This window comes from Microlunatus ginsengisoli (assembly GCF_039537205.1).
Lineage (GTDB): Bacteria > Actinomycetota > Actinomycetes > Propionibacteriales > Propionibacteriaceae > Microlunatus > Microlunatus ginsengisoli.
Genome location: NZ_BAABAB010000044.1, coordinates 30,971 through 44,026, shown reverse-complemented (window position 1 = coordinate 44,026; position 13,056 = coordinate 30,971). Strand labels below are relative to the sequence as shown.

Sequence of the window (13,056 nt, the reverse complement as noted above, 5' to 3'; positions counted from 1 at the left end):
TCGGGGTCAGGCCTTGACGCCGCCGGTTGCGAGCCCGGACTGCCAGTAGCGCTGCAGGAACAAGAAGGCCGCCACGAGCGGAAGAATCGAGATCAACGAGCCGGTGATCACGGCGGAGAACAGCGCCTGGGCGCCGGAACCGGCCGATGCGGTCTGCTGCCACAGGGCCAGACCGACGGTGAGCGGGAACTTCTCGGTCGAGTTGAGCATGATCAGCGGGAGGAAGTAGTTGTTCCAGGTCGCGACGAGCGCGAACAGCAAGACGGTGATCGTGCCTGGCAGCAGCAGCCGGAAGGCGATGCTGAAGAAGATCCGGAGCTCCCCCACGCCGTCGACTCGACCGGATTCGATCAAGGCGGTGTCCACCGCGTCCGCGGCATAGACGCGCATCAGGAAGACGCCGAACGGACTGACCAGCGAGGGCAGGATGATCGCGGCGTAGGTGTCGGTCAGACCGGCGCGGGCGAACAGCAGGTACGTCGGGATGGCCAGCGCGGTGAGGGGCACCATGATCGAGCCGAGAACGATCGAGAACATCGCATTGCCGCCAGGGAACTTGTACTTGGCGAACGCATAGCCGGCAGCCGTCGCGAGGAATGCAGCGCCGACCCCGCTGACGAACGCATAGATGAACGAGTTCGCCAGCCATCGCGCATAGATTCCGTCCTGGATCGTGAAGACCGTCTTGATGTTGTCGATCAGATTGAAGTCGGCGAACCACAGACCGAAGCTGCTGAACAGATCCGCGTTGGACTTGGTGGAAGCGATCACCAGCCAGTAGAGCGGCAGCAGGAAGTAGCTGACGAACAGCAGAACGACGACGGTCAGCAGCCAGCTGGTCCGCCTCTTCGCCGGCTTCCGCGTGTGGTCCTGGTCGGTGACGGTCGCGATCTTGGCGACGGATGCACTCACGAGCGGCGCTCCTTCCGTGAGGTGCCGAGCTGGAAGATGTAGGACAGCACCGCAATGACGAAGCCGAGCAGGAAGGCGATCGCGGCGGCATAATTGGTGTCCTGGTTGATGAAGGCCAGGTTGTAGGCGTAGAGGTTCGGTGACCAGTCCGTGCCGATCACCGTCGGCGCCAGGGTGCTCATCAGCTTCGGCTCGTTGAACAGTTGGAAGGTGCCGATGATCGAGAAGATCACGGTGAGCAGGATCGCCGGCCGGATGGACGGGATCTTGATCGACCACGCCACCCGCACCTCACCGGCCCCGTCGACCCGGGCGGCTTCGTAGAGCTCGGCCGGAATCGAGCGCAGCGCGGCGTACAGGATGATCATGTTGTAGCCGATGAACTCCCAGTTCACGATGTTCATGATCGAGAAGAACATCCCGCGGGTCGAGAAGAACTGCGGCGCAGCTGCGCCGAACCACGCGGCGATCTGCGCGAACGGGCCGAAGTCGGGGCCGTAGAGGAATCCCCACATCAGCGTGGCGACGACGCCGGGGACGGCGTACGGGACGTAGATCGCGAGCCGGCTGAATTTCGCCAGCCGCATCATCCCGCTGTCCAGGGCCAGGGCGAAGAAGATCGCCAGGACCAACATCATCGGAACCTGGATGATCAGGAACAATCCCATCCGCCCGACGCCGGAGAGGAAGCTCGGATCGGTGAGCGCGCGAGCATAGTTCTCGAGTCCGGAGAAGGTGACGCCGCCGATCAGCTTCTTGCGGAAGAGGGACAGATAGCCGGAGTAGAAAAGCGGCACCACGATCATCGCCAGGAAGATCACGAAGAACGGCAGCACCAGTGCGTACGCCGCACCCCACTGTCGCCGCTGGGCGGCGGTCGCGCCACGCCGGGGCAGGCGTTTGCCGGCAGCGGTCGCCGATCCACCGGTCGCGGTCACGGTTGCGGACATGAGAAGCCCTTTCGTGTCGGAGGTCCCTGCCCGCCCGGCGGCGGACAGGGACGCGGGCAGCAGTCAGGAGACGGTGAAACCCTGATCCTTGGCGTACTTGGCGCAGGAGTCCTGCCAGGCCTGCAGCCCCGCGACGGCGTCGGTCTTGTTCGCGAACGCCTTGCCGAGCGTCTCGTTGAACTGCGAATAGACGTAGTCCATGAACGGTAGCCAGCCGAAGTCGGTGCTGACGGTCTTCGAGATCTTGGCGAACAGCTCGTTCACCTTCTGGCCGCCGTAGAACTTCGACTCCTGGCCGGTGAACGACGGATCCTCCAGGATCTGGTTGGTGGCCGGGAAGAGGAACTGCTCGGTAGCGAAGCTCAGCGTGGACTGCTTGTTGGTGTTGATCCACAGGGCCAGCTGGGAGGCGGCGATCGGGTTCTTGCTGGACTTCAGTACGGCGTCGGTCGAGCCACCCCAGTTGCTGGACACCGACTGACCGGTCTGCCATTGCGGCAGCTCGGCGGCCCGCCACTTCCCGGAGGTCTTGGCGGCGGATCCGGCGAGGAAGACCGGACCCCAGGCCGCGGCCGGCCAGCTCGCATACTTGCCGCTGGACAGGCCCTGGTACCACTGATCGGTGAAGTCGGTGTCGACCGACGCCACGCCCGAGGTGACCAGATCGCCCCAGTACTTGGCGATCTGCTTGCCCTGCTCGCTGGCGAGGTCCACGGTGACGGTCTGCTGGCCGTCGAATTTGAACGGCCGCGCGCCGAGCTGCCACATGTAGGCGATGATCTGGCCGGCCTGGCTCGGAGCGACGTTGACCAGATAGCTCTTGGGGTTCTTGGAGTGGTAGGTCTCCGCCGCGGACGCGAACTCGTCCCAGGTCTTGGGCGGCTGGATGCCCGCCGCCGAGAGCAGATCGTCGCGGTACAACAGGCCCATCGGCCCGGTATCCTGCGGCACTCCCCAGAAGCCGTTGTTGGCGTTGACCTGACCCCAGACCCACTCCGGGAACATCGACGAGACGTCGGCGGGCGCGTACGGGGTGAGGTCGAGCAGGTTGCCCTCGCCCAGAGTGAAGGAAGGAATGTACTGGAACTCGACCTGGGCGACGTCCGGTCCGCCCTGGCCGGACTGGATCGCGGTGCGCAGCTTCTGGTAGTGAGGCGCGCCCTGACCGACGTTCACGACGTCGACGGTGATCTTGGGGTACGCCTTCATGAACATCGCGACCTCGTTCTTGATGTTCGGTACCCAGGTCCAGAACGTCAGCTTGGTCTCGGTGTTCATGGCCTGGTCGATCTCGGACTGCGGGATCGCCGAGGCGGACGCGGCCGGCGACGAGCCGCCGCCGCCGTCGCCGCTACCGCCTCCGCAGGCCGAGAGCAGCCAGGCGCTGGAGGCCGCGGCGGCCGTACCGAGCAGGAACTTGCGTCGGGTGAACGGTGAAGACATCGCTGTCCCTTTCGTAGTGAGAAGGTGGAGATGGAGTCGAGCTGTGGTCTGGTGGACGGGTGGTCTCTGGATGGACGGACGTCAGCGGCTCGGCGGCGGCCCCGAGGAGCGGCGGAAGATCAGGGAGAAGCCGAGATCGATCTCGGCCTCGGGCGGCTCGTCGCCCTCGATCAGGGCGACCAGCTCGGACAGCATCCGTTCGGCGGTGCCGGACTCGTCGGAGCCGACGGTGGTGAGCGGCACCATCTGGAACTCGGCCTCCGGGACGTTGTCATAGCCCATCACCGAGATGTCTTCGGGAATGCGGCGACCGGTCTCGGCGATTGCCCGCAGCAGGCCCATCGCCATGTGGTCGTTCGCCGCGAACACCGCCGTCACATCGTCGCGACGGGCCAGCTCGAGCCCTCGCTGATATCCCGCCCGCGCCGACCAGTCTCCGTAGAAGACGGGGGGAACGCGACGACCGGCATCCCGCAGCGCCGCCCGCCAGCCGGTCAGGCGCTTCCGGGCCGCGTCCCAGTCCCGCGGCCCGGCAAGGTGCCACACGGTCTCGTGACCGAGACCGAGCAGATAGTTGGTGGCCTGCCTCGCCGCGTCCGCCTGATCGGTGTCGATCACTGCCTGGCGGGCCACTCCGGCGATGCGGCCGGCGCTGGTCACCACCGGGAGGTCGAGCCGGCCCAGGTCGAGGTCGACCAAGTGGTTCGGCACCTCGACCACGATCCCCTCGACACCGCTGCCCAGCAGGTCTTGGACGCCGGCGGCGACGGTATCCCGCTCCAGGTCGGGCAGTGACGCCAGCGCGAGCCTGAAGCCGTGCCGGCGGGTCGCCTGCTCGATCGTGAAGACCCGCCGGGCCGGACCGTAGAGATCGGAGGCGATGGCCAGCATCCCGATCACGTGGGTTCGATTGCGCGCCAGCGCCTGCGCCGCGACATTCGGGTGGTAGCCGAGCTCCGCGATCGCGGTCATCACCCGATCGCGGACCCCGGGCCGGACGTGCGGAGCGTTGTTCACCACGCGCGAGACGGTCTTCTGGGAGACGCCGGCCCGCTTGGCCACGTCCACCATCACGACGCCCCTGGCGTTCGCTACGGCGTACGGCATCGACGGTCCTTTCGGATTGACTACGCAGTCAATCGCTCGCGATGACTCCGTAGTCAATATGGTTAACGTTCACATGTCAAGGGTGGTTCCGGCCTCGATTCGGCGTCGAATCGGCGTCGGCCCAGTCGCCGTGCGGCCGTGGTGAAACGGATGTCACCCCCACCGCGTCGATGGGCTAGACTCTCCGAGGCCCGCGGGACACCCGGGCCAGCGGGGTGTGGCGCAGCTTGGTAGCGCGCTTCGTTCGGGACGAAGAGGTCGCAGGTTCAAATCCTGTCACCCCGACCAGCAAGACACCTGGTCACAGGCGGTTTCGGCCGCGTGCCAGTGTGTAGCTCAAGGTCAGTACAGCAGCAAAGTACCGCAGTAGTTACTCCGACAGTTACTCCGATCAGCTGTTGTGCAGTTGGTCCCAGAGTGCCGCTCGCAAGATGAGTCGGAACGGTTGATCGGTCCGCCCGATACGGCATCCAGAACCTTGGAACCCCGAACCGTGGTTCCGGAACGCGGATACTTGTGCCATGAGTCGGCCGGCAGCATTTATTCCGCTGCGCGTTGTCCTCGCGCTCGGCGCGTTCACAGCTTTGCTCACCTTCATGCTCGTCACGTCCGACTCGTCATCCTGGCCCGATTCCGCAACGACGACGGGCCAAGTCACCCATATCCAAAATCGATGGTCGAGCAAAGGGGGCAGCGCGCTCGTCCGATATGACGTCGGAGGCGCGACATATGAGCGATTGCTCCCAGACGTAGCGCCGACAGGCAAGCTCCAGGTAGGGGATCCCTACCTGGTCGAGTACCGGGCCGCCAATCCGACGGATGCACGCGGCGTTCTCGCGAATCAGCAAGATGCCCGCTTCGAACGGATGCTGCCGTGGCTGGTTGGGCTCGCCGGGGCACTCACGCTCGGGGCCGGTGTCCTCCACTACACGTCGAGCACAAGCCGTCCCCCGGGTCCTGTGGCGCCTCGGCGTGCGTCATGAATGTAGGCGAGCGACTGACCATCATTTGCCTGTGAAAGGTGGGCGGACGGCGCCGCGGCGACTCTTCGTCACCGCGTCCGCCCAGCAGCCCGTAGCACGCACCGCACGCTTGCAGTTAGGCGAGTTGGCCGTTTACGACTCAGCCGAGGCTCTCCCCAAGCCGGCGGAGCGCGTCGCGGGTCTTGTCCGAGCTGGCCTTGGCGTAGATGTTCATGGTGACGCTTTGGTCGACATGCCGAAGGATTCGCATGATCACCCGCGGATGCACGTCCAGGTCGACGAGCAGCGTTGCACAGGTTCGGCGAGCATCGTGGACCGTCATGCGCCGGACGCCGGCAGCCGCGCACCGGGCGGTGAACGCGCGATTGAGAGTGCGCGGGTCGATGGGTGTGCCATAGCGACCGGTGAACACGAGCGCGACCTGGCCGTCGTCGACGAACTCCTGCCACGCCTCGCCGGCGGCGGCCCGGGCCGTCTCCTGCTCGGCTCGGCGATGTATGAGCGCAGCCGTCACGATGTCGGGCAGGGGCAGGGAGTCGTCGGAGGCTTCGGTCTTGGTCACGCGGTAGAGCAGCTCGCGCCTCACGCGCTGGAGCTGGCGATCGATGATCAACTCACCGGCATCGGTGTCGATCGCATCCCAGCGGAGTCCGAGGACTTCGCCTTTGCGCATCCCGAGCACGAGCACCAGGACGTAGGCGGCATAGAGCCGGTCGCGGTCCGAGCGGGCCGATTCGAGGAAGTGGCGTGCCTCCTCACTGGTCCAGGGCACGACCTTCCGACTCCGCTGCTTCGGTGTGGTGACGAGCTCGGCGACGTTCCGCTCCACCAACTCCTCGCGCTTGGCGGAGGCGAGCGCCGACCGGAGAACAGCTCGCACGTCCTTGATCGTCCGTGCCGAGATGGTGCTGTGGCAGCACTTGCCGATCGCGCAGCACCGTCGTCGTTCCGCCGACCTGCGGGCGTCTTTGCCCTGGGCGCAGCACTGGCACACCTTGGGTAGCCCGTTGAGCCACGCCTGCACGTTGGTCACTCGGAGTCGGTCCAGCCGGAGGTTGCCGAGGGCCGGCTCGATGTAGTGGCGAACATGACTCTCGTAGGTCGCGTGGGTCAACGGCGCGAGGTTCGGAGCGACCGTGTCCTCGAGCCAGCGCTCGAGGAACTGGCTGAGGGTCGGCACCTTCGTCAGCACCGGACCTTTGGTGGCCTGTCGTGTCAGCTCGACCCACTTGCCATGGACGATCTCACGCGTCATGCCGTAGACATATTTGCGCTGGCGCCGGCCGGCAGGGGTCGTGATCCACGCGTACGCGGCGAACCCGTTCCGGTAGGGGTAAATAGACCCCTCGCCATTGTGCCGGCGGCTCACTGGGACCACCAGCTGGTCTCGGCCTGGGATGCGCGCATCTGGACGTACTCGTCGACCCACTCCGGCAGAACTCGGCGCGATCGACCGTCTTTCAGCGATCGGAGGTCGCCGGCGATGATCAACATGCGCACCTTGGTCTGTCCGTAACCGAGCAGCTCGGCGACCTGGGCGACGGTGTACCAACGGGGCGTCAGGGCGACGCCCGGCGTGCTGCCGACAGTCATGTCAGGACTCCTTTGTCGAGGTGGTGCAGGTGGGGTGGGTGTGGGTGCCGTCGTCGTCGCTGAGGGGTTGGCGGCAGCTGATGCACACGGCCGCGTGGGGTTGTTGCGGGAGTGCCGTTCCATCCGTCCCAAGCGTCCCGTCCCTAGTCAGCCCTGGGACGGTTGTCGGCGCTGGGACGCTTGTTCCGTCCCAGAGTTCGTAAGCGTCCCGGGCCTGACTAGGTGTGGGACGCTTGGGACGATTGGAACGGGGGGTGCCCGGCCCTGGTTCGGGCGGGCAGTATCGGCGCCAGGCGTCGGCGAAGTCGGACCGGTCGAAGCCTTTGGTTTGGGTGCCGTCTTCCCATCGGTGGTTGCTGGAGCTGACGTTGAATTCGCCGAGCATCAGGCCGAGTCTTCGGGCGGTTAGGCCGTCGGCGCCGAGGTCGGCCCAGGGTGCTTCGGTGTCGGCCCTGAGCCGGTTCAGCAGTGCGGCTGAGGCGAGCGCGTGGGCTTCGCCGAAGGCGGTGCGGCAGTCGATGAGGAGCCGGATCCGGAGAGACACGTGGTCGACGTCGGGGGCCCCGGCGGCGAGGGCTTCGGCCGCGTCCCGGGCGATGGTGGGCCAGTGGCCGCCGGCGAGGTCGGCGATTGCGATGAGCGGTTCCCAGGTGTCGGCGGCGCGGTCCTCCAGCGGCATCTCCGGTTCGGCGTCGGTCAGTTTGTCGAGGTGGGCACGGACCCAGGCATGCAGCTGAGCTCTGAGGGCGTCGAGGGCTGGACCATCGCGGCGGGCTCGGTAGGGCTTGACGGTTTCGTCGGGTGCCCGCCGGCGCATCTTGATGATCACGGCCCGATCTTCGATGGTGTCGGGCATGTTCCCGATCCCGGCGAGCCCGACCATGGCGAAGGTGGCGATGAGTTCGACCTGGCGCCGGCCGGCGTCCCAGCGGGCGGTCGGCCGGTTGCGTTGGTGGCCGGCGTTCAGCAGGCCGCGAAGGTCCTCGTTGCCTTCGCCGACCTTCGGCCCCCAGATGGTGTCGGCCTCGTCCATCAGCGGTGTGGGCGGGTCGCTCGGGTCCTGCCCGATCGAGCGGTAGACCGCCGACGGTGAGGCGTTGGCCGTCATCAGCGGTCGGTAGCACAGCGCCTCGATCAGGTCGAGCAAGCGGGACTTCCCGCACCGCTTCTCGGGGGCTTTGATCACGAGCCGCGGGGCGGTGTTCCAGGCGGGCACGGCGTGGGTGGCGGCGATCCAGAGCACGGCGGCGACCGCAGCATGATCGGACGGCAACACGACATAGGCACAGATCGCGGCTTCGATCTGGTCCAGCAGCTCGGCACCGTCGACCAGCTCGGCGCCGGCGGTCAAAGTGACGACGTTGTTGTCGGGCTTCTTGGTGTTCATGCGACTCTCCTCGGTTTGCGGGTGCGGGGTTGGGTCTTGCCGCGGGTCAGGCCGGAGCTGATGGTCGTGCTGGCTTCAGCGGCGGTGAACCCGTCGACGCCGATGTGGCCGGTGCAGGCGGCGAGCAGCAGGTCACGCACCGTCTGCTCGTCGACGAGATCGGCGCCGACGAGCTGGCCGAGCGCGACGGCGGCGCAGAACAGAGCATGATTGCGGCCACCCGGTTGGGCATCGCGGACCTGGGCGGTTTCGGCGGCCAGCGCGGCTCTGACGTAGCCGGCCGGTCTCCGCACGCCATCGGGCGCCTGCGGCCGGTGCGCGGCCGCCTGCGGGCTGCTGGTGGCCGGCTGAGCGCTCCTGTCGGGGCGGGTGAGGAGTTCGACGAGCCAGTCGGGCAGCAGGGCGGGGTTGGGGCTGTCGAGGCGGGTGTAGCGGCCGGTGAGGAGCCTGGTGGGTGGGGCGACGACGTAGCCGCCGCGGCCGCGGGTGTCGATTAGCCAGCCGAGCCGGCCGGCGGTGTTACCCAGCTCGACGCCGGCGGGGATCCGGTAGTAACGGTGGAACCCACCGGACGGCGTGGCCACGGTCCACGTGGGCGGGAGGTCGCGGCCGCGGGCCAGCTCGGCGAGCACGGCGTCGCCGGAGCGGATCTTGTGTGTGGCCCACGGTTCGGGACCCGTGACGCCGGGTTTGGCGCGGTCGGTGTCGATCACCGCCAGCCGGGACGGGCCGCAGGCGATCCCGATTCCGTAGGGCCGGGTGGACCAGGCACGCCGGATCCGGCCGGGGTCGCGGGTGGCGCGCTGCTCCCAGCTGGTGTGCCCGTTGCGGCAGTACGGATCGGACTTGTTGCACCGGTTCGCGGTGTGGGCGGGGCAAGCGGGCACCTTGCTGCCGGGGACGGTCGGGAACACGTGCCAGCCACGGGCGGCGTAGGCGAGGGCGGCCTGGATCAGCTGGACCAGGCGGGGGTCGAGGGTGTTCATCGGTTTGCCCCGACCGTGCCGTCGGGGTCGGCGGCGTAGCGGAGGCCGGTGATCTGTGCGTGCGCGGACGCGATCATTAGGCTGGTCCGGTAGGCGAAGGTGGCGGCGTCGTCGAGCCGGTCGGCGGCCCGTTGCGCGGTGTGGCCCGGGTCGGCGTGCCGGTCGTAGTCGTCGACCTCGGGGACGCTTGCGCCGAGCAGCACGGAGCCGCCGAGCTGGCGCAAGGTGCGGTCGAGGGTGTCAGTGAGTTCCTCAAGCCGGGCCAGGATCGGCAGCAGTGACGGAGCCGGAATGGTCGGGCCGGGGAGGGTGTCGGCGGCGATGCCGGTCAGGTGTTCGCCGGCGGCGCGGGCATGCTCGTGGAGCCGGTCGGCCAGCACGCTGCTGGTGGGGTCGGGCATGGGCGTGAACCTTTCTGAGGGTGTGCGGATCCGCGGCCGCCGCTTCGGTAGCGGCGGTCGAGGACTGCACGGGTGGGGGATGGGGTTGAGCGCGGCGCAGCTGGCGCCGGCTCGGGGGTGCTACCGGGCTACTGCCCTAGTGGGGCTGGTAGTCGGGCCGGTAGCGCGGCTGCTACTGGTAGCCCGGGTCAGGGTCGGGGGTAGCGGGCGAATGCGGGGTGGTGTCGTCGACCACGGGAGGGGTGTAGGTGGGCCAACGGGAGTCGCGGCCAGCGAGATGGTCGGGGTTGGCGGCGCGTTCGTCGAGGACGGCCTGGAGGGCGGCACGGGCGAGGCCGCGACGGTTGAGTTGTTTGCCGTCGACGGTGCGTTTGATCTGGATCGAGCGGAGCCCGTGTGGCCGGACGGCGGCGGTGACCTGTTCACCGGTCCACGCGCCGTAGAGGCCGGGGAATGCGCCGGCGAGGCGTTCGGCGAGGTCGTCCCACCAGACCTTCTCCTCACCGACCGGCCACACCGAAGCGAGGTGGTCGAGGATCGAAGCCGTGGAGTCGTCGGGGTCGGGGTCGATCCCGGCGGCGTGCCCGGTGAGGAGCCCGGCGGCGAGGCGGGCGGCTCGGGCGCGGGCGGCGACGGCTTCGGCGGCGGGGGCGTCAAGGTAGGCGGTGCGGACGATGGTCGGTTCGTCGCCTTCTCCGGCGAGATACCCGACACCACGGTCGGTGCGGGCGAACATGGTGGCCCGGATCCCGGCCTTGTACATCGACGTGCCGAGGACCATGTCGTTCTCGACCTGCCCGGTCACCTTCAAACAGAACCGGAGGACAGCGTTCGAGCTGATCCCGGTGGGGAGGGACTTGGCGTCGACGCGTTGGGTGGCGAGCAGGAACATGATCCCGGCGGCCGGGCCGCGTTTGCCGAGGTCGGTGACCATCTCGACCAGCTCGGGGTCGTCGTCGAACGCGACCTGGACCTCGTCGATCACGACCACGATCGGCCACAAGCCGAGGGAGCGTTTGTCGGCAAGTGCGCGGGTGACCTTGCCCTCCGGGCAGATGTCCCTCGGCAGGCTGCGGATGGTCTTGTAGCGGCGGGCCATGTCCCGTTTCAGCTCGCGGATATCGGCTTTGAGGTAGGCGAGGTCGTCGGTGTCGTCGCCGGTGCGGAACCGGTGCGCCACTGGCTCCAGCGGGAGCAAGTCGGCGCCGCCGCGGAGGTCGTAGACGTGCAGCTCCGCCGACGGATCCAAGGCGGCGGCCAACGCGAGGAGCCGGAGGAGGAACGTCTTGCCCATCCGCGGGATCGCGCCGATGACCATCAGCGCGAACATCAGCGTGATGGTGACCGGCCGGCCTTGCGGGTCGGTGCCGATCGGGAACGGGGCGAACAGGTCGACCTTGCCGGTCTTGGCCAGCGGCCACGCCACGGGCTTCGCGCGGCTCATGGGTTTGTCGCCGCACCAGATGTGCAGCCGGCCGGCGTGGGTGTCATGGTCCGCCGACGGCCAGACACTGGAGAGGGGCCGGCGGAGTCCGGAGGCGAGGCGGTCGCGGCGTTCGATCACATCACCAGCGGTGACACCGGGCGGGAGGTCGACCTCGGCGCGGAAGCCGGGGCCGTCGCGCATGATCGGTGACGGGAACCGCACACCCAGCTCGACACCGGGCTTGAGGGACTTGTTCAGCTCCGCGATGCCCAGCGAGCCGAGGGCGGTGACGATCAGGTCCGCGGTCAGCCGCGGCACCGCTTCGGAGTCGATCGACCGGGACGTGACCGGCCGATCCGCTGACCGACCGATCCCGCCCAGTACCGCGAGAACGGCGATGGTGGTTGCGGCGATCACGCCGGGGGAAGTCGACGTGATCACCGACCAGCCCACGAACGCGGCCAGGGTCGCGACGATGGAGGTGACGAGGAGCCGGCAGCGGACCATCTGCCGGTGCTGCTCAGTCAGCCTGACGAAGACCGAGGGGTCGGCGCCGGCGGTGTTCATCGCCGACCGCATCTGCCGCCCGTCCGGGTCGGTCGACCACCGCCATACCACCCCCAGCAGCCGGGCCACCCCGAACGGGGACCGGCCGACCAGCCGGAGCCAGTACAGCGGGAGCCGGATCCCGTGGAACGCCACCACATGCCAGCAGTGCCGCAGCCACCAGGACGCGGCGTCCAGGAACGCCGGCCAGGACTTCACCCAGGCCGGCAACACCGGCCGCGGTGCCGCCGACGGCCGCACCGCGGGCAGCTCCTCGACCAGGGCGTCGACCGTCACTGGCCGACCCTCGTCCTCGTCTTGGTCCGCGTCTACGAGCTGGCCGGCGTCGTCGTCGACCGGGCCGGCGCCCCGCTGCTGGTCCAGCCGGTCGAGCACCGCCGACGCCGGCACCTCGACCAGCTCGCCGGCGGACGGCTCCGGTGTCCGGTCCCGATCGTCGTCGGGGTCCTGCATCGCCAGGGCCGTGGTCACGACGCCCTCCGCCCAGCGCCGGAGTCGGTGTCGGTCCAGGTGGAGGCGGTGTAGCGGGAGCGTTGGGCGGTGATCCAGCCGGAGACGGCCCAGGGGTCGCCGTTGAAGGCGTAGAGGGCGATGTCGCGGTGCCACCGGGAGGCGCGGGTGAACGCGTCCAGCACGAGCTGCACCGTGCCGTGGTCTAGGCGTTGGAGTAGCTGGGCCAGGTCGGGGACCCGGCGGCCGCCCAGCAGGGCCTCGACGATAGGCAGCAGGGTCAGGTCGCCGCCGACACCGTCGAAGCCGGCCATCGGTTCGGGGTCGAGCCAGAACACGCCCAGCTCGTCGGCCTCCCGGACCCACGGCCAGCCCGGATCGGCGAGGCTGCCGTCATAGGCGGCGATTACCAGCTCCACTGCGGCCGCGGTCAGATCCGCCTCAGGACCCTCCAGCGCAGCCGGCCACTCCCGGAGGCCGGCGCACACCATCCGCTTCTCGCTGAGCCAGGCATCGCGTGCGGTGTCCATCACCGCACCGCCGAACTGATCGCAGCGACGACGGTCTTTGACGCCGACGTGACCGCGTGCAGGATCGGCGGACCGACCATCGTCGTCGCCAGCGCTAGGCCGAAGAGAATGCCGACCAGCACACCCGAGACCTTCTGCTTGCCCCACTTCACCAGCCCAAAGGCCAGCAAACCGAGGACGATTACCAGCGGCAGTGTCAGCATCGCCGTTGCCTTCCCGTGTCAATGAATCGGACAGATTCATCAGACCCGTATCGGTAGGGACGCCTAAACCGTCAAGACGGACAGCTGGGACGTCTGGGACGCGGCCGAAACGTCCGTC

General features: G+C 68.2%; 12 protein-coding genes and 1 tRNA gene. 1 reads left to right on the top strand and 12 read right to left on the bottom strand.

Annotated elements, in window-relative coordinates; translation table 11 throughout:
• Positions 1–6 precede the first annotated feature (6 nt).
• The 4 genes from ABD747_RS22130 to ABD747_RS22115 all read right to left on the bottom strand — a co-directional run bounded on the left by ABD747_RS22130 (position 7) and on the right by ABD747_RS22115 (position 4,412).
• Positions 7–912 carry a carbohydrate ABC transporter permease gene (locus ABD747_RS22130; RefSeq protein WP_344808730.1) on the bottom strand — a complete coding sequence of 302 codons (906 nt, stop codon included), beginning with the start codon at positions 910–912 and terminating at the stop codon, positions 7–9.
• Positions 909–1,862, bottom strand: coding sequence for a carbohydrate ABC transporter permease (locus ABD747_RS22125; protein WP_344808728.1), 954 nt, complete (start codon positions 1,860–1,862; stop codon positions 909–911). The genes ABD747_RS22130 and ABD747_RS22125 overlap by 4 nt, the downstream gene beginning before the upstream one ends.
• Positions 1,863–1,925: 63 nt before the next feature.
• A complete protein-coding gene (locus ABD747_RS22120; RefSeq protein ID WP_344808726.1) occupies positions 1,926–3,305 on the bottom strand; it encodes a type 2 periplasmic-binding domain-containing protein in 1,380 nt (459 codons plus the stop codon).
• Positions 3,306–3,386: 81 nt separating this feature from the next.
• Positions 3,387–4,412 (bottom strand): LacI family DNA-binding transcriptional regulator, encoded by a 1,026-nt coding sequence (locus tag ABD747_RS22115; RefSeq protein ID WP_344808724.1) that lies wholly within the window; start codon positions 4,410–4,412, stop codon positions 3,387–3,389.
• 211 nt (positions 4,413–4,623) lie between these two features.
• On the opposite strand from ABD747_RS22115, the gene ABD747_RS22110 reads away from it, so the two are divergent.
• Positions 4,624–4,700, top strand: a tRNA-Pro gene (locus ABD747_RS22110).
• 834 nt (positions 4,701–5,534) lie between these two features.
• Here ABD747_RS22110 and ABD747_RS22105 read toward each other — a convergent pair.
• The 8 genes from ABD747_RS22105 to ABD747_RS22070 all read right to left on the bottom strand — a co-directional run bounded on the left by ABD747_RS22105 (position 5,535) and on the right by ABD747_RS22070 (position 12,938).
• Positions 5,535–6,650: a tyrosine-type recombinase/integrase gene (locus ABD747_RS22105; protein ID WP_344808722.1), complete on the bottom strand. Its 1,116-nt coding sequence runs from the start codon at positions 6,648–6,650 to the stop codon at positions 5,535–5,537.
• 110 nt (positions 6,651–6,760) lie between these two features.
• Positions 6,761–6,988 (bottom strand): excisionase family DNA-binding protein, encoded by a 228-nt coding sequence (locus ABD747_RS22100; protein ID WP_344808720.1) that lies wholly within the window; start codon positions 6,986–6,988, stop codon positions 6,761–6,763.
• A 1-nt stretch (position 6,989) separates the two neighbouring features.
• Positions 6,990–8,375: a DUF3631 domain-containing protein gene (locus ABD747_RS22095; protein WP_344808718.1), complete on the bottom strand. Its 1,386-nt coding sequence runs from the start codon at positions 8,373–8,375 to the stop codon at positions 6,990–6,992.
• A complete protein-coding gene (locus ABD747_RS22090; RefSeq protein WP_344808716.1) occupies positions 8,372–9,361 on the bottom strand; it encodes a bifunctional DNA primase/polymerase in 990 nt (329 codons plus the stop codon). The genes ABD747_RS22095 and ABD747_RS22090 overlap by 4 nt, the downstream gene beginning before the upstream one ends.
• Positions 9,358–9,762 (bottom strand): hypothetical protein, encoded by a 405-nt coding sequence (locus tag ABD747_RS22085; protein WP_344808714.1) that lies wholly within the window; start codon positions 9,760–9,762, stop codon positions 9,358–9,360. The genes ABD747_RS22090 and ABD747_RS22085 overlap by 4 nt, the downstream gene beginning before the upstream one ends.
• Positions 9,763–9,934: 172 nt before the next feature.
• Positions 9,935–12,226, bottom strand: coding sequence for a cell division protein FtsK (locus ABD747_RS22080; protein WP_344808712.1), 2,292 nt, complete (start codon positions 12,224–12,226; stop codon positions 9,935–9,937).
• Positions 12,223–12,735 carry a hypothetical protein gene (locus tag ABD747_RS22075; protein ID WP_344808710.1) on the bottom strand — a complete coding sequence of 171 codons (513 nt, stop codon included), beginning with the start codon at positions 12,733–12,735 and terminating at the stop codon, positions 12,223–12,225. The genes ABD747_RS22080 and ABD747_RS22075 overlap by 4 nt, the downstream gene beginning before the upstream one ends.
• A complete protein-coding gene (locus ABD747_RS22070) occupies positions 12,735–12,938 on the bottom strand; it encodes a hypothetical protein (protein WP_344808708.1) in 204 nt (67 codons plus the stop codon). The genes ABD747_RS22075 and ABD747_RS22070 overlap by 1 nt, the downstream gene beginning before the upstream one ends.
• Positions 12,939–13,056 lie beyond the last annotated feature (118 nt).